A 22,730-nucleotide genomic window follows, 5' to 3' on the forward strand; every position below is an offset into this window, starting at 1 on the left:
GTATCAGCCGGTTTTGCGACTGCTGCGCAGCCGAGCGGGAGCAAGCTCCCTCGCCACAGGGTAGTTGTCTGGCTTGATTGCGCTGTTGGTTACTGCGAAGGCTGGGCCCAAGTGCTGTTGAGTCAAACCCCATGTGGGAGTGAGCTTGCTCCCACAGTTGTTTTTGGGGGGGCTCAGAATTTGTATGCGCCACAAATCCCTTGTGGCGAGGGAGCTTGCTCCCGCTGGCGTGCGAAGCAGGCCCCGGCGGTTCTTCAGGCCGACTGTATCAGCCGGTTTTGCGACTGCTGCGCAGCCGAGCGGGAGCAAGCTCCCTCGCCACAGGGTGGTTGCCTGGCTTGATTCCGCTGTTGGTTACGGTGGCAAGGGTGGGTCCAAGTGCTGTTGAGTTGAGGTAGCCTCAAACCCATGTGGGAGCGGGCTTGCTCGCGATGGCGGTGGGTCAGTAGCATCGATGTCAACTGACCCGACGCCTTCGCGTGCAGGCTCGCTTCCACAAAACCGCTTCCCTTTCAGGCATCAAGGAGATTCAGTTTGTCCTCTCCCATCCCGGTCACCATCCTCAGCGGCTTCCTCGGCGCCGGCAAGACCACGCTGTTGCGCCATCTGCTCAAGGCCGAACACGGCCTGAAAATCGCCGTGATCGAGAACGAATTCAGCGATGCCGGTATCGACACCCAACTGCTGGGCGACGAGCCGGTGCAAGTCATGACCCTGGCCAACGGTTGCGTGTGCTGCACCATCCACACCGACCTGACCAAGGCCCTGTATCTGTTGCTCGAGCGGCTGGACAGCGGCGAGATTGCCTTCGATCGCCTGGTCATCGAGTGCACCGGACTGGCCGACCCAGCGCCGGTGGCCCAGACGTTTTTCATCGATGAGGACCTGCGCGAGCGTTACATCCTCGATGGGATCCTGACCCTGGTGGATGCTGCTCATGCCGATGTCCACCTGACCCAGGCCATCGCCCAGGCCCAGGTTGGATTTGCCGACCGCCTGCTCTTGAGCAAAACCGATCTGGTGGACGCAGCCCAGGTCCAAGCCCTTGGTGAACGCTTGGCGCGCATCAATCGGCGAGCGCCTATCAGGGTGGTGGAACATGGCAAGATCGACCTGGCCGAACTGCTCGATATCCGTGGCTTCAATCTCAATGCGGACCTGGGCGCAGGGTTCAGCTTGCGGCCGGTCGGCAAGGCCACCACGGGCGATCGGATCAGCAGCCTCGTGCTGCGCACTGACAAACCACTGGATATCGAAAAGCTCAGCGAGTTCATGAACCAGTTGCTGGAAGAGCACGGCAAGCAATTGTTGCGCTACAAAGGTGTGCTGAACATCGCCGGCGAACCCCGTCGACTGGTATTCCAGGGCGTACTGAAACTGTACGGTTTCGATTGGGACACCGAATGGGCTCCGGATGAACCCCGGGAAAGCGTGATCGTATTCATCGCCGACGAACTGCCCGAAGAGAAAATCCGTGCAGGCTTCGATGCCATCCTGCTTTGATGTTCCGCTGCCTGTGGCTTTCAACTTGCCCAAGGTGAGTTGTTGAAGGAGAAGCTGCCCACCGTAGAGCCTTGTGGCGAGGGAATATCCTGCGCCACAAGAGCTATCTGGTTATTTGTCTTTTACGAGATTTACATGCCTTAGTGCAGGCTTAAGATAAAAGTTATCTTTGATTTTTCTTCGGTCTCGGCCAGATAGAGATACGGCGAGCCAGGCACTCTTAATCCCCCGACATATTTATGGGTTGCGGTCATGAGAGAGAGGGGAGTGTGCTGGGTGTTGATGTTTTTCCGAGTGATGATGTTGTGTTGTTGATCGACCAGGATGAAACGCGTCGGGTTGGCAGTGTTTGGATGTACTGCACCAAGTACTTCAAGCCAACTCTTGCTAATCAGCCTGTTGTAGTATTCCCCGGGGTTTTTCAGGGTCAGGATGTAGCCATTGGGCGTAGGCCGGAAATGCAGCATCAATTGGGTAGAGGCCGTGGCCTGGGCTTCGGCGCGCATGCCGAGCAAATGCGAGTGATCATGGGTTTGCGGTTTGCCGGTAAAGAATCCGCCGCTGAATGAACTGACGGTCGCCATCGCAGGTTTACCATGCAGCGTTTCAAGTAGATTGACGTGGGCATCAAACATGCGAAGTGTTGCATGAAAAGATTTTTCACTGTCCATGTGATAATTGAATCCTGTGTTGAGTTAGTAAGTATGAGATGGAGCGAGTGGGATCTTATTAGTTTGTTGGGGGTGGGTGGTATTATCTGTATTGCAGAAAGTTAAGTGCGATAACAACCAGTGAATGGTGTAAGGATGAACGGGTAAGTTGGCGTTAACTTTTTAACAGCCCATAAAAAAGGCCCGCCTCGAAGAGGCGGGCCTTTTGGCTACGGTCTGACGGGCTGATTAAGCGCCGTACACCGGCAGCTTCTTGCAAATAGCCTTGACCTTCTCACGCACGGCGTCGATGACCGCTTCGTTGTTCAGGTCCGCCAGGATGTCGCAGATCCAGCCAGCCAGTTCCTTGCACTCGGCTTCCTTGAAACCGCGAGTGGTCACGGCCGGGGTGCCGAAACGCAGACCCGAGGTAACGAACGGAGAGCGTGGGTCGTTTGGCACCGAGTTCTTGTTGACGGTGATGAACGCCTTGCCCAGCGCCGCGTCGGCGTCTTTGCCGGAGATCTCTTGCTTGATCAGCGAGAGCAGGAACAGGTGGTTTTCAGTACCGCCGGACACCACGTCGAAGCCGCGCTCGATGAACACGCCGGCCATGGCCTTGGCATTCTTCACCACTTGTTGCTGGTAAGCCTTGAACTCAGGTTGCAGGGCTTCCTTGAAACAGATCGCCTTGGCCGCGATCACGTGCTCCAGCGGGCCACCCTGGGCACCCGGGAAGACGGCAGAGTTCAGCTTCTTCTCGATGTCGGCATTGGCGCGCGCCAGGATCAGGCCGCCACGTGGACCGCGCAGGGTCTTGTGGGTGGTGGTGGTGACCACGTCGGCGAATGGCACCGGGTTCGGGTAGACGCCAGCGGCGACCAGGCCCGCTACGTGAGCCATGTCGACGAACAGGTAGGCACCGACCTTGTCGGCAATCTCGCGGAAACGCGGGAAGTCGAGGACCTGGGAGTAGGCGGAGAAACCGGCCACGATCATTTTCGGCTTGTGCTCGAGGGCCAAGCGCTCGACTTCGTCGTAGTCGATCAGGCCGTTGCCGTCGATGCCGTACTGGACGGCGTTGTACAGCTTGCCGGAGGAGGAAACGCTGGCACCGTGGGTCAGGTGACCGCCGTGGGCCAGGCTCATGCCCAGGATGGTGTCACCGGCCGACAGCAGCGCCAAGTACACGGCGGAGTTGGCTTGGGAGCCTGCGTGCGGCTGGACGTTGGCGTAATCGGCGCCGAACAGTTGCTTGGCGCGGTCGATGGCCAGTTGCTCGACCACGTCGACGTACTCGCAACCACCGTAGTAACGCTTGCCTGGGTAGCCTTCGGCGTACTTGTTGGTCAGTACCGAGCCTTGAGCTTCCATCACCGCGGGGCTGGTGTAGTTTTCCGAAGCGATCAGCTCAATGTGCTCTTCCTGGCGCTGAGCTTCTTGCTCCATGGCGGCAAAGAGATCGGCGTCGTACTTGGCAATAGTCAAATCACGGCTGAACATGGCGGTCCTCAAGGATCGGGGGCAGAAAAGGGGGGCATTCTAACCCAACCGGTTTTGGAAGGCATATGAAAGGAATTCAGCTTCAAGATGCAAGCGACAAGCTGCAAGTTAACGCGGACCGTTTCTGCCTTCAGCTTGCCGCTTGCCGCTTGAAGCTTGCAACTGCCTCAATCAATCATGAACAACGCATCATTGCTGAACTGCGCTTCGAACCGATTGGCCGGCATCGGCCGGCCGAACAGGTAGCCCTGGACTTCGTCGCAGCCGTGCTCGCGCAGGAAATCCAGCTGCTCGTGGGTCTCGACACCCTCGGCGATCACCGCCAGGTTGAGGCTGTGGGCCATGGCGATGATCGCCCGGGCGATCTGCGCATCCTGCTCGCCGGACGGCAGGCCGTCGACGAAGGTGCGGTCGATCTTCAGCACGTCGATGGGGAATTGCTTGAGGTAGTTGAGCGACGAATAACCGGTGCCGAAGTCATCGACGGCGATGCTCAGGCCCAGGTTTTTCAGCCCGGCCAGGATTTGCATCGCCTCGCTGACTTCGCGCATCAGGATACTTTCCGTCAGTTCCAGCTCCAGGCAGGCCGGCGGCAGGCCGGTGCTGCGCAGGATATTGGCGATGCGCGTGCCCAACTGGCCGTCGGAGAACTGCCGGGCCGAAATGTTGACCGAGACCTTCGGCACCCGGACCTTGGCCTGGTGCCATGTCCTGAGCTGCCGACAGGCCTCGGTGATGACCCAGTCGCCGACGTCCACCACCAAGCCGAGTTCTTCGAGTACCGGGATGAAATCCCCCGGCGGCACCAATCCGCGTCGCGGATGGCGCCAGCGCAGCAGGGCTTCGGCACCGGTCAAACGTTTGCCATCGCCGCTGAACTGCGGCTGGTAATACAGCACGAATTCGTTCTGTTCCAGGGCGTGGCGCAGGTCGCTTTCCAGCTCCAGGCGCTCCAGGGCGCTGGCGTTCATGTCGGCCTGATAGAACTGGAAGTTGTTCTTGCCCCGCTCCTTGGCGTGATACATGGCTGTGTCGGCGTTCTTCATCAATTGGCTCAGTTCGTTGCCGTCCTGGGGGCTCAGGGCGATACCAATACTGGCGGTGACGAAGAACTCCCGGCCTTCGAGCACGAAGGGCCGGACCAGGCTGGCGAGGATCTGCTCGGCTACGTTGATTGCCCGGTTCAGCGCCATTTCGCGGCTGGCGCGCGGTTGCAGCAGCAGGGTGAATTCATCGCCACCCATGCGTGCCACAGTGTCGTCGTCGGCGACGCAGCCGAGCAGGCGCGTGGCCATTTCCTTGAGCATCCGATCGCCGGCGGCATGGCCCAGGGAGTCGTTGATCGGCTTGAAACGGTCCAGGTCGAGGAACATCAGCACGACCCAGGTCTTCTGCCGGTCAGCCGATTGCAGTGCGGTGTGCAGGCGATCCTGGAACAGCGTGCGGTTGGGCAGGTGAGTCAGGGCGTCGTAATAGGCCAGGCGATGAATGCGCTGCTCGCTGGCCTTGCGCTCGCTGATGTCGCTGAAGAAGCACACATAGCTGGCTAGGTCACCTTCGTCATCCAGCACGGCCGTAATGCCGACCCACGCTGGGTAATGCTCGCCATTGCGGCGCTTGAGCCAGACTTCGCCTTCCCAGGTGCTGTGCTGTTGCAGCTGCTTGAGCACGTAGCGCAAGTGGGCTTCCTGCTGTTCGTCCACGGTCAGCATGTTGGGCAACTGGTCCAGTACTTGCGACACGGCATAACCGCTGACGCGACTGAAGGCTTCGTTGGCCTGGACAATGTAGCCGGCCGGGTCGGTGATCAGGATCGCCGAGGTCGAGTGTTCGAAGACCGTAGCGGCCATGCGCAGGTCTTTTTCAGCGCGACGCTGCTGGCTGATGTCGCGACCGACGCCGAGCACGCCTTCGAACGCGCCGTGTTCATCCCACACCAGTACCAGCCGCAGCTCGATGGGAATCTTGCGCCCATCGGCACGCAGGCAGTCGAACAGGAACAACTGGGTCTGCATCTGGTTGCGCAGCTCGGCCAGTTGATCGGGCTTGTCGAGGGCCTTGCTGACCCGGTCCATCAGGCTGTAGATGCCGGTCAGTTGTTGCGGATTGGCGATGATCGATTGCCAGCCGTTCTGGAAGATCCAGTCGGCGGTGTAGCCCAGTACCGCTTGCACCGACGGGCTGACGTAGTTGAGCGAAAGCTTGTTGTCGGTGGAGAAAATCACGTCGCTGATGCTTTCGGCGAGCATCCGGTAGCGTTGTTCGCTGTCACGCAGCGATTCACTGGCCTCGATCTGCTCGGTGACGTCCTTGGCCACGCCGATGATTCGTGTCACCTGGTTATCCCGGTCCCGGGCCAGGGCCTGCTCGCGGATGTCGAAGCAGCGCCATTTGCCATTGCGGTGGCGAAAGCGCAGTTGGCATTGCAACAATTGCGTGTACCCGCCCCGCCGCTGTGCCTGGCGCAGGCTGTGGTAGTGATCGGCATCGTCGCTGTGCAGCAGGATTTCCCAGAAGTACTCGCCCATCTGGTGCAGTTCGGTGCGGTCGTACCCCAGGGTCTGGCCCAGGTGGTGGTTGCTGAAGATCATCCGCTGACTGATGACGTCCTGCACATAGAGATGATCCGGCACGGTGCGCACCACGTCGGACCAGAAACCCTCGCGTTCGAGCAGCGAGAGCTCGATCAGCTTGCGGCTGGTGATGTCGCTGATGCTCAGGATGACCGCGTTATGGTCTTGCTGTTTTTCCGGCAGGCGCAGCACCAGCCACAGGTGCTGGTCGCGGCCATGGGCGTCCTGGAGCTTGATTTCCAGCTCCAGTTGCTTGTGTTGATCGAGCAGCGCCTCGAGCAGCTTCGAGCCGACGGGGTTGTTGTCCTGCGTACCCTTGCCGACCAGCAGTTGCCAGGCCTGATCGCAGGAATCGACATTGAGCAGTTTCAATGCCATCTGGTTGACTTCGGTGACGTGAACTTCCTGACGCAATTGCTCGAGTTGATGGGAGGTTTTTGTCCATGCGCGCAATTGATCGCCCGTGTGCAGGCCGGCCCGCTCAAAAAAAGCCTTGAGCCCCGACAGGTCGAGCACGCACAAGGCCACGCCAGTGCCTTCGAAAATATCCTGGTAGCGCCGCCGACCTTCATGCAACTGCCGCTGACGTCGGCGCATGTTCAAGAGCGCAATCACCGGCAACAACGAAAACGCCAGGCCCAGCAGGCATTTGCCGATGAAGGCCGGCAACAGTTGTTCGATTACCTGGCGACGGTCGAACAGCCCCCGCAGTTGCCAGTCGCTGCTGCTCAAGGGCACGGTCAGTACGGTGTTCTCCAGGTCATCCGGGGACAAATGGGTAGGGCTGCTCGAGGGCAGGCTTTCGTCGCGGCTGATGATCTGCTGGTTGAGACGGTTTTCTACCAGCCACAGCGGGCGCAGCCCCATATCGGCCTGCTTGGTCAGGGTGGAGAAAAAGTTCGGGCTCAGGCGCAGGGCCCAGTAGCCACGGCTGCTACCGCTGGCCTGGTGCAACAATAGGTGCACCACGGAGCCGTCTTCGGCATTGCTGAAATAATGGGCCTGGGCCCGGCTGCGCCGCACCAGTTCGCCCAGGTAGTCGGCGTCGTGGCTGTCGGCGTCGCTGTCACTGAGCACTCGGCCGGAGGGGCTCAGCAGGACCAGGCTGCGCAATTCGGGGAGCGATTGCTGGAGTTTGCGCACCAGGGCCCGCTGTTCGTCGCCCGTTTGGGGTTGTTCGACGATCGGTAGCAGGTTGAGGGCGATTTGCGCGTTCAGGGCCATGTTCAGGCTGACTTGCGCGGCGAGATCGGCGGTGTAGTCGATGGTGTATTGGCGTTGCTGCTGTTGGGTTTCGCGCAGTTGGTCGAGCAATTGCCAGAACAGCAAGCCGAGCAACAGCAACACCAGCGTGGCCAGTGCGCTCTTCAATGTCCCGCGCAGGGGCGAGCCGGACACGACTGCGGGTGCGCGAGGGGACAGGGGCGGAGTGACGTTGGACAAGCTGTAATCCTGCAGTTTGCTGGACTGGCGCGACGTGCACTATAAGCCGGACGCCCGAAGGGCGGCTAGCATGCCTTGACTTGTGGCAAAGTGCCAGCCCTTGGCGGCTGGACCTTGACCGACGGTTGAGGTAGCTTTGCCGGTCAAACAAGAGCGTTCCAGCTCCAGATTCCCAGGCTCTATCCGCGCGCAGGCATTGATGACCGTCAAGTGCCGGTGCCGCGCATGGCCTGGCTCGTTCTTTTCACCTGTCACTGACGCTAGGTTCACCATGGCTCAATACGTCTTCACCATGCATCGGCTGAGCAAAGTTGTTCCGCCGAAGCGGGAAATCCTGAAAAATATTTCACTGTCCTTCTTCCCCGGCGCCAAGATCGGCGTACTGGGCCTCAACGGTTCGGGTAAATCCACGCTGCTGAAAATCATGGCCGGCGTCGATAACGAATTCGACGGCGAAGCCCGCCCGATGCCGGACCTGAACATCGGCTACCTGCCCCAGGAGCCTCAGCTGGATCCGACCAAGACCGTCCGTGAAGTGGTCGAGGAAGCGGTCAGTGTGATCAAGGACGCCCAGGCGCGCCTCGACGAGGTCTATGCCGCCTACGCCGATCCGGATGCCGACTTCGACAAGCTGGCCGCCGAACAGGCCAAGCTCGAAGCGATCCTGCAGGCCAGCGACGGCCACAACCTGGATCGCCAGCTGGAAGTCGCCGCCGATGCGCTGCGCCTGCCGGCCTGGGACGCGAAGGTCGAACACCTGTCTGGTGGTGAGAAGCGCCGCGTGGCCCTGTGCCGCCTGTTGCTGTCGGCCCCCGACATGCTGCTGCTCGACGAACCGACCAACCACCTGGACGCCGATTCCGTCGCCTGGCTCGAACACTTCCTGCACGACTTCCCAGGCACCGTGGTTGCGATCACGCACGACCGTTACTTCCTGGACAACGTCGCCGGCTGGATCCTCGAACTCGACCGTGGCGCAGGCATTCCATACGAGGGCAACTATTCGGGCTGGCTGGAAGCCAAGTCCGATCGTCTGGCCCAGGAATCCAAGCAGCAGTCGGCCCATGAAAAAGCCATGAAGGAAGAACTGGAGTGGGTGCGCAAAGGTGCCAAGGCCCGCCAGTCCAAATCCAAGGCGCGTCTGCAACGCTTCGAGGAAATGCAATCCCAGGAATTCCAGAAGCGCAGCGAAACCAACGAGATCTACATCCCGGCCGGTCCGCGCCTGGGTGACAAGGTCATCGAGTTCAAGAACGTCACCAAGGGCTACGGCGATCGCGTGCTGATCGACAACCTGTCGTTCTCCATGCCCAAGGGCGCCATTGTCGGCGTGATCGGTGGTAACGGTGCGGGTAAATCCACGCTGTTCCGCATGCTGATGGGCAAGGAAACGCCGGATTCGGGCAGCATCGAAATCGGTGAAACCGTGCAACTGGCCTGCGTCGACCAGAGCCGCGAAGACCTGGACGGCAGCAAGACCGTGTTCCAGCAGATCTCCGACGGTTCCGACCAGATCCGCATCGGCAACTATGAAATCCCGTCGCGCACTTATGTGGGCCGTTTCAACTTCAAGGGCGGCGATCAGCAGAAGTTCGTCAAGGACCTGTCCGGTGGTGAGCGCGGTCGCTTGCACCTGGCGTTGACCTTGAAGGAGGGCGGCAACGTCCTGCTGCTCGACGAACCGTCCAACGACCTCGACGTCGAAACCTTGCGTTCCCTGGAAGAAGCCTTGCTGGACTTCCCGGGCGCCGCCATTGTGATCTCCCACGATCGGTGGTTCCTCGACCGCGTGGCGACCCACATCCTGGCATACGACGACGATTCGCAAGCGGTGTTCTTCGAAGGCAACTACACCGAGTACGAAGCCGATCGCAAGAAGCGCCTCGGCGAAGCGGCTGCCCAGCCGCACCGCGTACGGCACAAAAAACTGGCCTGAGTCGGTTGGTTGCATGAAAAAACGGAGCCTTCGGGCTCCGTTTTTTATGGGGGTTACGCCGGCACCGCGAATTCAAGGGAGAGAATGTTGGGGAGGGTCGGGTCCATCTCGTACAGCAAGGCATAACCCGCCCCCGTGATTCCGGTCAACAGGCTGACGTCGGGTACCCGATCGTTGTCGAGCCATGGTCCCTCGAAAAACTGCCGGGCGATTTCGTCGAGTGTCTTTCTGACCCTGCTCATGCCTTCGGGATTATCCGAATGCCGATACAGGTCATGCAGACAGATCAGATTGCCGAAATCGCCGTGGCACAGGTTAAAGCCCTCGCCGAAACCGTGCTGCCAGAGATTGTTCTCGCATCGCTGTATATCGTCGAGCACGGTCTGCCTGGCCGCGTCGTCCAGGGCGTCCCCCATCGATGCCATGAGCTGTCGCCTGGCGATAAGGATACCGCCGTCGCCGTGGCACCACTTGGACGTATGGTCCGCCGGGCCGAGGTTTCGCAGGTCCAGCCAGAAACCGTCCCGGCTCATGCGGTTTTCACCTTCGAGCACCTGGATGGCCAAGGGCACCAGGGTCGCATCGCCGGTCACGTCATAGGCTTTGCACAGGGCATGGATGACCCCCGAGAGGCCGTGGGACAAGCCTGTCAAAATGACCGAGCGATCATCACGCCGCAGCAGTTGGCCATCTTCAATCAGGACTTGATCCTTGATGTAGCCAATCATGCGTTGGATGGCTGGCAGCACGTCCTCCTGTGCAGACAATGCATGGATATTGGCCAGCAGGGTCACAGCCCCACAACAGCCTCCGAGGAAGTCGAAATCATAGTCTTCAGGAGGGACTTCAATCAGTTGGGTCAGCAGGCCGGCGATTTTTTCATCGTGTTTCGGATCTCCCGTTATTTGCCGACGATTGATCAGCAGATAGAGATAAGCCCCCAGCCCGTGATAGGCACTGACGGTCAAATCGGTTTTGAAAAAGCCAAAGCGTTGTTCCAGGGAGTACAGGACCTGATCCATGCGCGACAGAAAGTGCGGTTCGCCGCTCACCTTGAACAGGCCCAGATAAAACAAGCCAATCCCGGCGATACCGGAATACAGCCCGTGATCCATGGGCGACGGGTATTTTCTCTGGGTCGTGGGGTGCGTATGGAAAGACAGCCAGCTTACATCTTCCGTCATGCCCACTACCGCCAGCTCCTCGAGGCGGGCGCTGATGGTCTGTAGCGCGTCGAGTCGGTCCGCCAGGGGCGCTGTTTCAAGGTTCGCCAGCGTCTGCGGAATAGGGGAGGGGGGATGTCCGTTCGGTTCTGGGAACAGACAGATTTCGAGTAAGGTGCGTTGTAAGGCCCAGTCTTTGCGGGACAGGTTGGCTATTTTCCGCAGGCAGCTTTTTACCGGTGGTTCCACGGCTGCCATTTCAATTGTTTCACCCTGTGCGCTCGTAAAATAGTTGCCGTTCAGCGGCATGGTAAAGCACGGGATACTGGATCGTTGCAGGTCGGCTATTTCATAGCGGGGAATGCCCTTTTCCCGATAGGGTTCTTTCAGGTCTTCCCACAGGGTGGCGAGCAGAAGTTCCCGGTCGAGCATGTTCTGCATAAAGCGAGGGTGGCGGATCAGCCCGATAAAATCAGCGTAGCGCTGAGAATTTTTGAGCAACACCCGGGTTGACAGTTCGCCTGCGGATTGTTCAAGCATCTGCATGATCGCGCGCCGATGAACCAGCAGTTCGCCATAGGCCTTTTCAAAGCCTTGGAAAAGTTCTTTTTTATAAGCCTCAGGTCCCTTGCGCTCACCCTGCAAAAGCGGCAGATGTTTTTGCATCAGGTGGTGTTCGAATTCGACTTTGCGCAAATGGTAAAAACCATCGTCGAAAATCAGGGAATGGCGGGTGGAGATGAATAGCGCTTGCCGGGTCAGACCGCTCTGGTCGTTATTGGGCTGTTGTGAGAAGGGTACGAAGCCGCTGGAGCAGATTGATTGCTGGACCAATTTAAAACTATTGGACAGTGCGCAACCTGCGGGCAGGTCAGTGAGCAGGTCGCTGGTGGAAGCCGTGAACAAACACTCGAGGTCAATCATGACCGGGCTGTTGCCGCACGCAATAATATTTTCGTAGTGAAAGTCGATGCCATTCAATCCATGGATGACGGCTATTTGTGCCCCCATTTTTTGATAGAACAGCCCAATGTCTGTTTCGCTATCGCAAGGGAGGTTCTCGACTTTTTCTACCCAGCTGTGCCGTTCGCGGCTGAGGATTTTGGGCGTATGGATAGAAAAACAATCTGCGCCTGTCCACTCATGCAATTGGCCAAGAAGGCCATAGAAAAACAGTGCCTCCCGGCTTGCCCTTGGCTTGTAGACCAATGCCGTGGTGCCGATATTGACTTGGCAGACCGTTTCGCCACGACCGTGAGGGTCGCCCAGGCCGAGCTCAATAGCGTCGATTTTCCGCGAGGGGATCGAAAACGCTGTCTCCAACCATTCAGCGTCGTCGGCAAAGTTATGAATGACCGTATAAAGAAAATGGAGGGTGTCTTCCAGTAGGTCAAACAGCAATGTCGCCAGCACTGGGTAGGATTCGAAAAACTTCAGCAGCGGCAACGTGCGTAGAAGGTGATTGAATCCTTCCAGGTCAATGTCATCGCCGTCCGCAATCCGTGTATTCAAATAATGGACCAGGCTTTGTTCCGAGGTGCGTCCAACCCGGGCCAGGACATAGCGTTCAAGGCTGGCAAACAAGGCGGGTTCATCAATGTGCCTTGACGCATTCGAATAGCGCGCATCTGCCTTGAACGTATCGATGAAATAAAGAAAAAAGCGATAGCCAAACCAATAAAAATTGTCCTTGTTGCTTGAGCCTTGTTTCATGTCGACATTCACGCTGTCGAGATGAATCAATTTCTCTTTCAACGTATTCAAGGCGTCTTCGCCTGCGGCGGGCAAGGGCTGCTGATTGACGGGTTCCTTGATATACGAGACCAGTTGTTCCCTGTTCAGGCCAAAGTGATCCAGCACGGTTTGATCATCGGCATGCAGGCGGGTCAGGTTGTTTTCAAAAAGGGCGATGTCGCCGTCTGAAGCGTACCGGTACTTTCCTCGCTGATCCAACTTCAAAGCGTTAACAAGCATGCCATAGCTCCTGACATGGATAGAGCAGGCAATGCCTGCTCTATGTTTATAGGTGTTGCCTGTTTCGACGTCGATTAAGCGGGATTAACACCCGAGTGTCGAGCATCCAATATTGGTGCAAGTTCCAAAGGTGTTGCATTCCATCGTCGTTGCCAGCATGCCCCCGATGTTGTTGGCGGGCGCTTGGTAGGCGTTGAACTCGAGATAGAAGTCACCGGACATGTTCAGGATTTTTTCGCTCATGATATTTCCTCATCAGTTATTGAATATCGCGTACAGCGGCCTGCGGCCAATCGGATGCCAATCACTGTATCCGAACTGTAGGATGTCAAATGAAGTTGTCTATGAATGGGATTAGGGATATCAAAGTCGCCCTGTGCAGGTCGACCTTGAAAGTGGGATTAGCACAAAATGGCGGTGCACTCTGCGGTGCCACATTCGACAATGGTCAGCGCTGCTGACTCAATGCCGCGACTGACGAGTTGGTAGGACTTGAAGTCACCATCGAAGTCACCGGACATTGCCAGTATGTGTTCGCTCATCGTGTTTCTCCTCTGCTGTTACGCACCTGTTTTGGTGCGGGAAAAACAATAGCACGCTGCCGATTAAGCACAAACTTGTCGTTATGACCTTATGTTGCAGTTACATGTTGCTACAGGTATGTGGTTACTGTTGCGACGCTCTAGCGCTAGAGGCTTTATTGCTCTTGTTCGAGTCTGCAGGAAAGGTTTAAGTGTTTTCTCATGGTACTAACAAGTGCTGCTCGCTCAGTTCGTTAATCAAGCGCTATTGCAATGACTTCAATGGCGAGATTGCCCATCGGTCGCTCCCAGATCACCTCATCCCCCACCTTCGCCCCCAGCAACGCTCGCCCCAGCGGCGAACCCCAGTTGATCAGTCCACTGGCCGCATCAGCTTGGTCTTCACCCACCAATTGCACCCGCTGCTCGTGATCATGCTCATCGACGAAGGTCACCCAATGCCCGATCCGCACCTGATCCGTTGATGTCGGCACGACGACTTGGGCGCTTTGCAAGCGCTGATTGAAATAGCGCAGGTCCCGTTCAATGTCGGCGATGCGCTGTTTGTCTGCCTGGTCGCCTTTGGCTGCGTGCTGGCCATGCAGTGCCTGCAACTGGGCGACGCGGGCCTGCAACTGGGCAAACCCGGACGGTGTCACGTAATTGGGCTGGGCACTGACCTGGCGTTCGACCGGTTGATCGGCCTGGGCTGCGGCGGTGTCTTCGTTGACGAAAGCGCGACTCATGGTGTTCTCCTCTATTGGAGTTTGGGCCATGGTCGCAGGCTTTTGGTTTCGATGAATGTCTGTGCGCGACTTACGGCGAGCGATAAGCCCGGGCGGCATCTTGGTCTTTCTGCTGTTGCCAGGCCCGTTCACGTTCATCCCAGTGACGTTCGCGATAGGCGTCACGCTCCTCGCTTTCGCGCATGGCCTGACACTGACGGAAACCATCGCTCCAGCCTTCGGCGTAGCGCGGGTCCTTGAGATAGCGCGGCACGTCTTTCCTGAACTGGCCGGTGATCACCCCGGCGGCTTGCCGGCCGCTGCTGCAACCGTCGTCGTAGCCGTCGGCGAACGCTGGTGGATAACCCCGGGCGATCAGGTCTTCGTGGGTGGTTTCACAGCCACCGAGCAACATCAACATACTCAGGACCACTGCTGTGCGCTTCATTTCTGCTTTCCTGCCGAATCCCGCTCATACAATAAGTCTAGAAGTGGATTCGTCAGTAAGGCGTGAAAGCGTGGTGATTAATCCGTTCGTTGCGCAGGCCATGGTCAGTAGTGATACCACTTCACCTCAAGCATCACCTCGTTCTCCGGCGAGGCCAATTGGCTGAACTCCCGCTGGGCACTCAGGCGCAGGCCGAGGTTGCGGGACAGCTCCCATTGCTGGTTCAAGCTCAGGCTGCGGCGCACTTCGCCGTTGACGAAATAATCACCCTTGGCTTCCAGGCTCAGGTTGCCCAGTGGATTTTTCCACAGCACACCGCTATTGAAACCGGCGGCCGGAGCGATGAACTGGGCGAAGTCATTGTTGTGCTCGACCCGCACCGTGCCCAGGGCAAAGCCCAGCACCTCGTCCCCCAGCGCCCAGGTGCCACCTGCGCCGCCGTTGACGTGGCTGACCAGGGTTTCGTCGTCGTGTTTGCCTGGCACCCGCTCCAGGCCGCCGGTGACCTGCCAGGACAGCGGTTGCAGCAACTCGTTGCGCGGCGTCAGGGAGCGAATGGTCGCCAGGTCCAGTTGTTGCACCTGCCAGTCATTGCCTTCGTACTGGCGCAGTTTCAATTGCAGGATTTCGATCTGTGCGCCCAAGGGGAAGCTCTCGGCGTTGTCGTTGAGATCGTGATAGGCCATGCGCAAGCCATACTCGCCGAACGCCCGGTCGCCCCGCGTGCCGAGGCCAGCCTGCCAGGTGCGCGATTGGTGACCGTCCTCGGGCAGGCCCGGTTGCGGGATATCGAGCTCCGGCGCAGGGTTTTGGTTGATCGCCCGCAACAGTTCGAAACTGCGCTGGGCGCGTTGTGGGTCGCGCTCCTGGCCGTTGGCGCGATAGCGCTCCAGGCGATAGGCCGCATCGATGATCAGCGCCTGGCGTTCGCGCGGCAACGCCTTGAAGCCGGGAGCTTGCAGTTGCTGCTGGTCGGCGCTGGCTTTGAGTACCCATTGCTGTTCTTCGTCGCTGAGCGGTTCGGCGCGGCTGAGCAGTTCCCGTTCACGGGACGGTCGATACTGGATGCTTTCCACCAGGCCGGCTTCTTTCACGGCCTTGACGGTGTCGGTGGGAATCGCAGTCAGCGGGAATTGTTCGGTCAGGCGCAGGCTGGGGCGAGCCACTTGCAGCAATTCGAGCAGGCGATAGGAGCAGTTTTCGTCGAAGAAAAAATAGTCGAACTGAATCTGCTTGAGTTCCCAGACGTGCTCGACCATGCGCTCGGTTTCCGCCTGGCTCAGGTTCAGGCGGTATTCCCACAGGTCGCGGTTCTCCAGGCTACGGTACTCGGAGAGTTTTTCCTGGTACGGCACCAGGGCAAACAGGCCGGGATAGCCGCCCATCAGGCCCTTCCAGGCATAGAGGATGCTGTTGTCCGAGCCTTCGATGTAGGCGCCGAAATTGATCGCATAGCTGAGCAGGGCGGTCTTGTCGCTTTGCACATCGGCCTGGTCGATGCGCAGCAGGGTGTGGCCGAACATCGAGGACGGGCTGTTCAGATACGCGGCGGGGAAGATCATCACCGCGCTGTGGGGCGAGACGTCCTTGAACCATTGGTTGAAGTCGCTGCAGTCAACGGCCGGCAGATCCGTCAGATTGAGCTGGGCCTTGAGCCAGCGCGTTCGCGCCGGGTACACGCACTGGGCATGCTGCTGGCCGGCGCTGGCCGGGCCGTACAGGGCTTTTAGCGTGGCACTCAGTTCACGCTCGGGATGTTCGTTGCCATCGGGCGCGAGGAAGAATTGCTTGTCGCTGATATAGCTGCGCCAACCGCCAAGCTTGGCGGTTTCGTAGTGGCCCAGGGAAATCCAGAAGCGGTCATTGGCCAGTTGCTGCAAACGTTGAGGGTCGACATGAGGCGCGGCGGACAGCGGGGCGCACACACAGAGCGCCAGCCAGGCAAGGCGTTTGAGCATAGTCGGCTACTTGGAAAGGCGAAAAAACAAAGACCGAAGGGGCCCCGAAAAGAAAACCCGCTCCCCGAGAGGAGCGAGTGGTGTCGAGCTTAAGCTTGAGTGGCGTACTTGGCCAGGCGAGGATCGCTTTTCAGCACGGCCAGGGTGTTGGTATGCACATCTTCCGCTGTCACGTCAGCCTTGCTGAAGATCTGCTGGAAGTGCTCGTGGGTAACGGCGGAGAAGTGTGCGCGATCTTCCGGCGCCACGCCCAGTACCACGGCATAGGTGGTCAGCGCTTCGCCCTGACCCTTGGCCATGTCTTCGGACAGCTCGTTCATCATGCCATTCATGGCCAGCCAGGACTTGCCGCCGTAAGTCAGTGCCGCGTTGGTCGAGCAACCGTTGGTGCCGGATGTCATGCCGAAGGTAGCGTTACCGGAAGTGCCGTTGGTGGTGGATGCCAGGAAGTGTGCCGGAGTGCCACGCTGACCTTCGAACAGCATGTTGCCCCAGCCGCAATCCGGGCCGCCCGGCGCCTGAGCCATGGCGTTGATGGATACAGCGGTGAAGAGAGTACCGAGAAGAATCCGTTTCATAGCTATGTTCTCTTTATGTGCATACCGATGGACAGGGTCTGGCCCCTACAGCTGCCAGTGGGCCGGTTATTGTTCCAGCCGCGCAGTTTGGAGTTTAGGCACGATCTGAGGGTTCCGTGACATTTTGCAAAAACATCACTGGAAGATCGCCTGTCTACCGGGCCCGACCGCGGTTTCCCCTTTGACTATGCTTTGGGCAGAGGCGCTCCTTGCCAGTCAGGTACAGGCGGCGCCAGAATGCCGCTATCTGCCCCGCCTGATGTAAGGAAGCCCGATGCCTGATCCTGTTGCTGCCAGCTTGCGTCTAGCGCCCGAAGCGCTGACCCGTCCGTTTTCCGCTGAACAGTTCAGCTTCTCTACCACCAATGATCTGGAGCCCTTCCGCGGTGTGCTTGGCCAGGAACGTGCGGTCGAAGCCTTGCAGTTCGGCGTGGCCATGCCGCGCCCCGGTTACAACGTATTCGTCATGGGTGAGCCCGGCACTGGCCGGTTTTCGTTCGTCAAACGCTACCTCAAGGCCGAAGGCAAGCGCCTGCAGACCCCGGCGGACTGGGTCTACGTCAACAACTTCGATGAGCCCCGCGAACCCCGTGCCCTGGAACTGCCGTCAGGTACGGCCGGTGCTTTCATCGCCGACATCAACGGCCTGATCGACAACTTGCTGGCGACGTTCCCGGCGGTATTCGAGCACCCGTCCTACCAGCAGAAGAAAAGTGCCATCGACCGCGCCTTCAATCAGCGCTATGACCGCGCCTTGGATGTGATCGAGCGCCTGGCGCTGGAGAAGGATGTCGCGCTGTACCGTGACAGCAGCAACATCGCCTTCACGCCAATGAGCGAAGGCAAGGCCCTGGATGAAGCTGAATTCGCCCAGTTGCCGGAAGCCGAGCGCGAGCGTTTCCATGAGGACATCTCGGGCCTGGAAGAGCGTTTGAACGAAGAGCTTGCCAGCCTGCCACAGTGGAAGCGCGAGTCCAGCAACCAGTTGCGCCAGCTCAACGAAGAAACCATCACCCTGGCCCTGCAACCGTTGCTGGCACCACTGTCGGAGAAATACGCAGAGAACGCTGCGGTCTGCGGCTACCTGCAGGCCATGCAGGTCTATCTGCTCAAGACTGTGGTCGAGCAATTGGTGGATGACAGCAAGACCGACGCCATCGCCCGCAAGCTGCTGGAGGAACAGTACGCGCCGAGCCTGGTGGTCGGGCATCCGTTCAGTGGTGGCGCGCCGGTGGTGTTCGAGCCGCACCCGACCTACGACAACCTGTTTGGTCGCATCGAATACAGCACCGACCAGGGCGCGCTCTACACCACGTACCGGCAGTTGCGTCCGGGCGCCTTGCACCGGGCCAACGGCGGTTTCCTGATTCTCGAAGCGGAAAAAATGCTCGGTGAGCCGTTCGTGTGGGATGCGCTCAAGCGCGCCCTGCAATCGCGCAAGCTGAAAATGGAATCGCCGCTGGGGGAACTGGGGCGCGTGGCCACCGTGACCCTGACGCCGCAGCACATTCCGCTGCAGGTCAAGGTCGTGATCATCGGCGCCCGCCAGCTCTACTACGCTTTGCAGGACCTGGATCCGGATTTCCAGGAAATGTTTCGCGTGCTGGTGGATTTCGACGAAGACATCCCGATGGGCGACGAGAGCCTGGAGCAGTTCGCCCAGTTGCTCAAGACCCGCACTTCGGAGGAGGGCATGGCGCCGCTGACTGCCGACGCGGTGGCGCGCCTGGCGACCTACAGTGCGCGTCTGGCCGAACACCAGGGGCGCTTGTCGGCGCGTATCGGTGATCTGTTCCAACTGGTCAGCGAGGCGGATTTCATTCGCCAACTGGCCGGTGACGAGATGACCGACGCCGGTCATATCGAGCGCGCCCTCAAGGCCAAGGCCACCCGTACCGGGCGTGTCTCGGCGCGAATCCTCGACGACATGCTCGCGGGGATCATCCTGATCGACACCGCCGGTGCGGCCGTGGGCAAATGCAACGGGCTGACAGTCCTCGAGGTCGGCGACTCTGCGTTTGGTGTACCCGCGCGGATTTCCGCCACGGTGTACCCGGGCGGCAGCGGCATCGTCGACATCGAGCGGGAGGTCAACCTCGGCCAGCCGATCCACTCCAAGGGCGTGATGATTCTTACCGGCTACCTGGGCAGTCGTTATGCCCAGGAATTCCCGCTGGCGATCTCGGCCAGCATTGCGCTGGAGCAGTCCTACGGTTACGTGGACGGCGACAGCGCGTCCCTGGGCGAGGCGTGTACGCTGATCTCGGCCCTGTCGAAGACGCCGCTCAAGCAGTGCTTCGCCATTACCGGCTCGATCAACCAGTTCGGTGAAGTGCAGGCGGTGGGCGGGGTCAACGAGAAGATCGAAGGCTTCTTCCGCCTCTGTGAAGCCCGCGGGTTGACCGGTGAGCAGGGGGCCATCATTCCCCAGGCCAACGTCGCGACCTTGATGCTCGACGAGAAAGTGCTGGCCGCCGTGCGCGCTGGGCAGTTCCACGTCTATGCGGTGCGCCAGGCCGACGAAGCCCTGAGCCTGTTGGTGGGCGAGCCTGCTGGCGAGCCGGACGAAAACGGCGAGTTCCCCGAGGGCAGCGTCAATGCCCGGGTGGTGGAGCGGCTGCGGGTGATCGCGGAAATGATCAGCGAAGACGACATCAAGGAAGCGGAAAAGGAATTGGCACAGCAGGCATTGACGGAGGCCAAGCCGGCTTGATGTTTTCCTGACCGCAGCAAGACCTCCTGTGGGAGCGAGCTTGCTCGCGATTGCGGAGTTTCAGTCACGGTTTTCCCGACTGTCACACCGCAATCGCGAGCAAGCTCGCTCCCACACTGTTTTGTGGGTTATTTCTAAAAAAACGCCACCACTTTGGCGTCAATATTCACACTGTGACCGCTCGGCGTATTCTGGTCTCGAAAGTCCTTGCGACCGGAACTTTTCTTCTATCCTCAGCTCAAGGATAACGAGAGTCATCATCGGATCGAAACAGCCTCCTCCCGGGGCTGAATACCGGATCTACCGAGGGGCGCCGCCATGTCGCGCAACCTTTGCCTCACTCGTCAATGCCTGGGCCTTGTCACCCGTATCGAATGCGCCATCCGCCCCCTGGCGGGAGATACCGGTATGTGGACCTTGCTCTTCGCCGCCGGAATGGCCGGTGAACAACCTTCTGCCATCAAGGCCCAAGGGCCATTTCCCGGCCCGACTGCCGCCGAATCCATCCTCGATACCATTGTGCAAAGCCTGACGCTGCACGGCTACGAGCTGGCCGATGACCCGCAGATATGGTCCCTGCACATGCAAGCCCAACTGCGTGAAATCAATGGAGGCCGTTGTCGCAACGTCGGCGGCTTCGAGTTTCGTCCGCTGCATTGAAGGCCATCACCGCACGGGCATCGGCAGTAAAATTTTGACACAAGAGCAGGGACCTGGGACGGTCCCGGCGTTTGTGGGGCCGGTCGTGGCTGATATACTCGCCGCGATTTTTCAGCCCTGGTGTGAGATTCAATGGAACGCTTTATCGAAAACGCAATGTACGCCTCCCGTTGGCTGCTGGCGCCGATCTACTTCGGGTTGTCCCTGGGCTTGCTGGCCCTGGCGCTGAAGTTCTTCCAGGAAGTCTTTCACGTCATCCCCAACGTGTTTTCCATGGCCGAGTCGGACCTGATCCTGGTGCTGCTGTCGTTGATCGACATGGCGCTGGTGGGCGGGCTACTGGTGATGGTGATGATTTCCGGCTACGAGAACTTCGTCTCGCAGTTGGACATCGGCGACGACAAGGAAAAGCTCAACTGGCTGGGCACCATGGACTCTTCATCGCTGAAGATGAAAGTCGCGGCCTCGATCGTGGCCATTTCCTCCATCCACCTGCTGCGCATTTTCATGGACGCCAAGAACGTCGATCCCGAGCATCTGATGTGGTACGTGATCATTCACATGACTTTCGTGGTCTCGGCATTCGCCATGGGCTACCTGGACAAACTGACCAAGCACTGAGGTCGGTTCACCACGCTGACACAACGCCTGCCTGTAGAATTGCAGGCGGGCGTTGTCGTTTCGGGCGGCTTGCTTTGACGTAGGGGGCTCGTCACCCGCGGTGGCATCTGTGCTAGTCTGCTCGCCCTTTTGGTTCCGGGCGCTCCGGGAGGCGCTGTGTCACGCACGGCAACTCTCGAGCCGTCCGCACAGCGGAGCAGCATCATGTCCGAAGTTAACCTGTCCACCGACGAAACCCGCGTCAGCTACGGCATTGGCCGTCAGTTGGGCGACCAACTGCGCGACAACCCGCCACCGGGCGTGAGCCTGGACGCCATCCTGGCCGGCCTGACCGACGCGTTCGCCGGCAAGCCAAGCCGCGTGGGCCAGGACGAGATGTCCGCCAGCTTCAAGGTCATTCGTGAAATCATGCAAGCCGAAGCCGCTGCCAAGGCTGAAGCCGCCGCTGGCGAAGGCCGTGCGTTCCTGGCCGAAAACGCCAAGCGTGAAGGCATCACCACCCTGGCTTCCGGCCTGCAATTCGAAGTGCTGACCCAAGGTGAAGGCGCCAAGCCGACCCGTGAAGACCAGGTGCGTACCCATTACCACGGCACCCTGATCGACGGCACTGTGTTCGACAGCTCCTACGATCGTGGCCAGCCAGCCGAATTCCCGGTTGGCGGCGTGATCCCAGGCTGGACCGAAGCCCTGCAACTGATGAACGCCGGCAGCAAATGGCGCCTGTACGTGCCGAGCGAACTGGCTTACGGCGCTCAAGGCGTTGGCAGCATTCCACCGCACAGCGTGCTGGTGTTTGACGTCGAGTTGTTGGACGTACTGTAAGACCCTGCCTGGTTTAACGCCGGGCAAATAGGTGGGAGCGGGCTTGCTCGCGAATGCGGACTGTCAGTCGACATTATCGTTGACTGACCCACCGCTTTCGCGAGCAAGCCCGCTTCCACATGACCTCTGCGTTCATCCGTGGAGCCTGCCACTGAAATCACCCGTCGGGCGCAATGCCCGGGCGTAGCAGAACAGGAACAGATTGCGCACCAGTTCCTTGAGCACCAACGGCTCACTGGAATTGAGGCTGTTGAGGTCCAGGTCCCCCTGGTCCTGCAGCTCGTTCAAGGCTTCTTCTTCAAGCACCGCACAGACTTCCCCGGTTTCCCGATGCAGGATCCTGAGATAGGGATGTGGGCGGTCCAGCCAGGCATCGATCAAATAAGTCATGGTTCTCATCTCCTTGATGGGTTTCGATGAGAATAATTCTTATTCGCTAAATAGCAAGGCTCTATTGGCGTTGCGATTGTTTTTCTGACGGTGGGTTATGGCAGCTCAGAACGCCTGGCAGTTGGCTAACGTCCGAGAAATGGGGGCGAAGCGGAGAGGGCGAGGCTCCATCCCACACGCGGGGTATGGGATGGAATACAGCAGTATCAGACTTTTCTTACGAACTCGGACTTGAGTTTCATCGGGCCGATGCCGTCGATCTTGCAGTCGATGTCGTGGTCACCCTCGCACAGGCGGATGTTCTTGACCTTGGTGCCGACCTTGACCACCAGCGACGTGCCCTTGACCTTGAGGTCCTTGATCACGGTGATGGTGTCGCCGTCCTGCAGGACGTTGCCGACCGAATCTTTCTTCACGGTATCGTCGGACGCTGTTTCAGCTTCGCCGCTGGCGGACCATTCGTGGGCACACTCCGGGCAGACCAGTTGAGTACCGTCTTCGTAGGTGTATTCGGAATTGCATTTCGGGCAGGGAGGCAACGTGCTCACT

Annotated in this window: 18 protein-coding genes; 6 read left to right on the forward strand and 12 right to left on the reverse strand. The window is 59.2% G+C overall.

Annotated features, from left to right (window positions below; all coding sequences use genetic code 11):
- Window positions 1–534: 534 nt before the first annotated feature.
- Window positions 535–1,503, forward strand: coding sequence for a GTPase (gene yjiA, locus BLT00_RS28525; RefSeq protein ID WP_092150641.1), 969 nt, complete (start codon window positions 535–537; stop codon window positions 1,501–1,503).
- 140 nt (window positions 1,504–1,643) lie between these two features.
- On the opposite strand, the gene BLT00_RS28530 is transcribed toward yjiA, so the two are convergent.
- From BLT00_RS28530 to BLT00_RS28540, 3 genes are all read right to left on the reverse strand, one after another.
- On the reverse strand, window positions 1,644–2,174 hold the full coding sequence (locus BLT00_RS28530; protein ID WP_092150638.1) for a hypothetical protein: 531 nt from the start codon (window positions 2,172–2,174) through the stop codon (window positions 1,644–1,646).
- A 228-nt stretch (window positions 2,175–2,402) separates the two neighbouring features.
- Window positions 2,403–3,656, reverse strand: coding sequence for a serine hydroxymethyltransferase (glyA, locus tag BLT00_RS28535; protein WP_072347783.1), 1,254 nt, complete (start codon window positions 3,654–3,656; stop codon window positions 2,403–2,405).
- A 167-nt stretch (window positions 3,657–3,823) separates the two neighbouring features.
- On the reverse strand, window positions 3,824–7,672 hold the full coding sequence (locus tag BLT00_RS28540; protein WP_092150635.1) for a sensor domain-containing protein: 3,849 nt from the start codon (window positions 7,670–7,672) through the stop codon (window positions 3,824–3,826).
- Window positions 7,673–7,943: 271 nt separating this feature from the next.
- Here BLT00_RS28540 and ettA point away from each other — a divergent pair, with 271 nt between their 5' ends.
- Window positions 7,944–9,608, forward strand: coding sequence for an energy-dependent translational throttle protein EttA (ettA, locus tag BLT00_RS28545; RefSeq protein WP_092150632.1), 1,665 nt, complete (start codon window positions 7,944–7,946; stop codon window positions 9,606–9,608).
- Window positions 9,609–9,661: 53 nt separating this feature from the next.
- Here the strand turns inward: ettA and lanM are convergent, their stop codons facing one another.
- The 7 genes from lanM to BLT00_RS28570 all read right to left on the reverse strand — a co-directional run bounded on the left by lanM (window position 9,662) and on the right by BLT00_RS28570 (window position 16,975).
- Window positions 9,662–12,745, reverse strand: a complete 3,084-nt coding sequence (gene lanM / locus BLT00_RS28550) for a type 2 lanthipeptide synthetase LanM (RefSeq protein WP_092150629.1) — start codon at window positions 12,743–12,745, stop codon at window positions 9,662–9,664.
- Between the two features lie 84 nt (window positions 12,746–12,829).
- Window positions 12,830–12,988, reverse strand: a complete 159-nt coding sequence (locus BLT00_RS31975) for a hypothetical protein (protein WP_175456264.1) — start codon at window positions 12,986–12,988, stop codon at window positions 12,830–12,832.
- 158 nt (window positions 12,989–13,146) lie between these two features.
- Complete coding sequence (locus tag BLT00_RS31980) at window positions 13,147–13,287, reverse strand: hypothetical protein (RefSeq protein WP_170845994.1); 141 nt, start codon at window positions 13,285–13,287, stop codon at window positions 13,147–13,149.
- Window positions 13,288–13,520: 233 nt separating this feature from the next.
- Window positions 13,521–14,012, reverse strand: coding sequence for a GreA/GreB family elongation factor (locus tag BLT00_RS28555; RefSeq protein ID WP_092150626.1), 492 nt, complete (start codon window positions 14,010–14,012; stop codon window positions 13,521–13,523).
- A gap of 70 nt (window positions 14,013–14,082) precedes the next feature.
- Window positions 14,083–14,439 carry a hypothetical protein gene (locus BLT00_RS28560; protein WP_092150623.1) on the reverse strand — a complete coding sequence of 119 codons (357 nt, stop codon included), beginning with the start codon at window positions 14,437–14,439 and terminating at the stop codon, window positions 14,083–14,085.
- A 104-nt stretch (window positions 14,440–14,543) separates the two neighbouring features.
- Entirely contained in the window at window positions 14,544–16,397 is a 1,854-nt protein-coding gene (locus BLT00_RS28565) for an Lnb N-terminal periplasmic domain-containing protein (RefSeq protein ID WP_092150620.1), read from the reverse strand.
- Between the two features lie 89 nt (window positions 16,398–16,486).
- Window positions 16,487–16,975 (reverse strand): DUF3015 domain-containing protein, encoded by a 489-nt coding sequence (locus BLT00_RS28570; RefSeq protein ID WP_003185616.1) that lies wholly within the window; start codon window positions 16,973–16,975, stop codon window positions 16,487–16,489.
- A 274-nt stretch (window positions 16,976–17,249) separates the two neighbouring features.
- Here BLT00_RS28570 and BLT00_RS28575 point away from each other — a divergent pair, with 274 nt between their 5' ends.
- The 4 genes from BLT00_RS28575 to BLT00_RS28590 all read left to right on the forward strand — a co-directional run bounded on the left by BLT00_RS28575 (window position 17,250) and on the right by BLT00_RS28590 (window position 21,791).
- Entirely contained in the window at window positions 17,250–19,688 is a 2,439-nt protein-coding gene (locus BLT00_RS28575) for a Lon protease family protein (protein WP_063324297.1), read from the forward strand.
- Between the two features lie 318 nt (window positions 19,689–20,006).
- On the forward strand, window positions 20,007–20,348 hold the full coding sequence (locus BLT00_RS28580; protein WP_013694243.1) for a PA4575 family protein: 342 nt from the start codon (window positions 20,007–20,009) through the stop codon (window positions 20,346–20,348).
- A gap of 132 nt (window positions 20,349–20,480) precedes the next feature.
- Window positions 20,481–20,969, forward strand: a complete 489-nt coding sequence (locus BLT00_RS28585; protein ID WP_003205748.1) for a TIGR00645 family protein — start codon at window positions 20,481–20,483, stop codon at window positions 20,967–20,969.
- A 204-nt stretch (window positions 20,970–21,173) separates the two neighbouring features.
- Complete coding sequence (locus BLT00_RS28590) at window positions 21,174–21,791, forward strand: BamJ family beta-barrel-assembly machinery protein (RefSeq protein WP_003205746.1); 618 nt, start codon at window positions 21,174–21,176, stop codon at window positions 21,789–21,791.
- A 132-nt stretch (window positions 21,792–21,923) separates the two neighbouring features.
- Here BLT00_RS28590 and BLT00_RS28595 read toward each other — a convergent pair whose 3' ends face one another.
- On the reverse strand, window positions 21,924–22,181 hold the full coding sequence (locus BLT00_RS28595; RefSeq protein WP_072411884.1) for a PA4570 family protein: 258 nt from the start codon (window positions 22,179–22,181) through the stop codon (window positions 21,924–21,926).
- A 206-nt stretch (window positions 22,182–22,387) separates the two neighbouring features.
- On the reverse strand, window positions 22,388–22,729 hold the full coding sequence (locus BLT00_RS28600) for a zinc ribbon domain-containing protein YjdM (protein WP_072346141.1): 342 nt from the start codon (window positions 22,727–22,729) through the stop codon (window positions 22,388–22,390).
- Window position 22,730 lies beyond the last annotated feature (1 nt).

The organism is Pseudomonas sp. NFACC51, assembly GCF_900103575.1.
GTDB classification, from domain to species: Bacteria; Pseudomonadota; Gammaproteobacteria; order Pseudomonadales; family Pseudomonadaceae; genus Aquipseudomonas; species Aquipseudomonas fluorescens_Q.

What these genes read in the sequence shown, in the direction of transcription:
- BLT00_RS28530 (WP_092150638.1), bottom strand. Translation starts at nt 2,174, where the DNA reads ATGGACAGTGAAAAATCTTTTCATGCAACACTTCGCATGTTTGATGCC.
- glyA (WP_072347783.1), bottom strand. Translation starts at nt 3,656, where the DNA reads ATGTTCAGCCGTGATTTGACTATTGCCAAGTACGACGCCGATCTCTTT.
- ettA (WP_092150632.1), top strand. Translation starts at nt 7,944, where the DNA reads ATGGCTCAATACGTCTTCACCATGCATCGGCTGAGCAAAGTTGTTCCG.
- lanM (WP_092150629.1), bottom strand. Translation starts at nt 12,745, where the DNA reads ATGCTTGTTAACGCTTTGAAGTTGGATCAGCGAGGAAAGTACCGGTAC.
- BLT00_RS31975 (WP_175456264.1), bottom strand. Translation starts at nt 12,988, where the DNA reads ATGAGCGAAAAAATCCTGAACATGTCCGGTGACTTCTATCTCGAGTTC.
- BLT00_RS31980 (WP_170845994.1), bottom strand. Translation starts at nt 13,287, where the DNA reads ATGAGCGAACACATACTGGCAATGTCCGGTGACTTCGATGGTGACTTC.
- BLT00_RS28555 (WP_092150626.1), bottom strand. Translation starts at nt 14,012, where the DNA reads ATGAGTCGCGCTTTCGTCAACGAAGACACCGCCGCAGCCCAGGCCGAT.
- BLT00_RS28560 (WP_092150623.1), bottom strand. Translation starts at nt 14,439, where the DNA reads ATGAAGCGCACAGCAGTGGTCCTGAGTATGTTGATGTTGCTCGGTGGC.
- BLT00_RS28565 (WP_092150620.1), bottom strand. Translation starts at nt 16,397, where the DNA reads ATGCTCAAACGCCTTGCCTGGCTGGCGCTCTGTGTGTGCGCCCCGCTG.
- BLT00_RS28570 (WP_003185616.1), bottom strand. Translation starts at nt 16,975, where the DNA reads ATGAAACGGATTCTTCTCGGTACTCTCTTCACCGCTGTATCCATCAAC.
- BLT00_RS28575 (WP_063324297.1), top strand. Translation starts at nt 17,250, where the DNA reads ATGCCTGATCCTGTTGCTGCCAGCTTGCGTCTAGCGCCCGAAGCGCTG.
- BLT00_RS28580 (WP_013694243.1), top strand. Translation starts at nt 20,007, where the DNA reads ATGTCGCGCAACCTTTGCCTCACTCGTCAATGCCTGGGCCTTGTCACC.
- BLT00_RS28585 (WP_003205748.1), top strand. Translation starts at nt 20,481, where the DNA reads ATGGAACGCTTTATCGAAAACGCAATGTACGCCTCCCGTTGGCTGCTG.
- BLT00_RS28590 (WP_003205746.1), top strand. Translation starts at nt 21,174, where the DNA reads ATGTCCGAAGTTAACCTGTCCACCGACGAAACCCGCGTCAGCTACGGC.
- BLT00_RS28595 (WP_072411884.1), bottom strand. Translation starts at nt 22,181, where the DNA reads ATGACTTATTTGATCGATGCCTGGCTGGACCGCCCACATCCCTATCTC.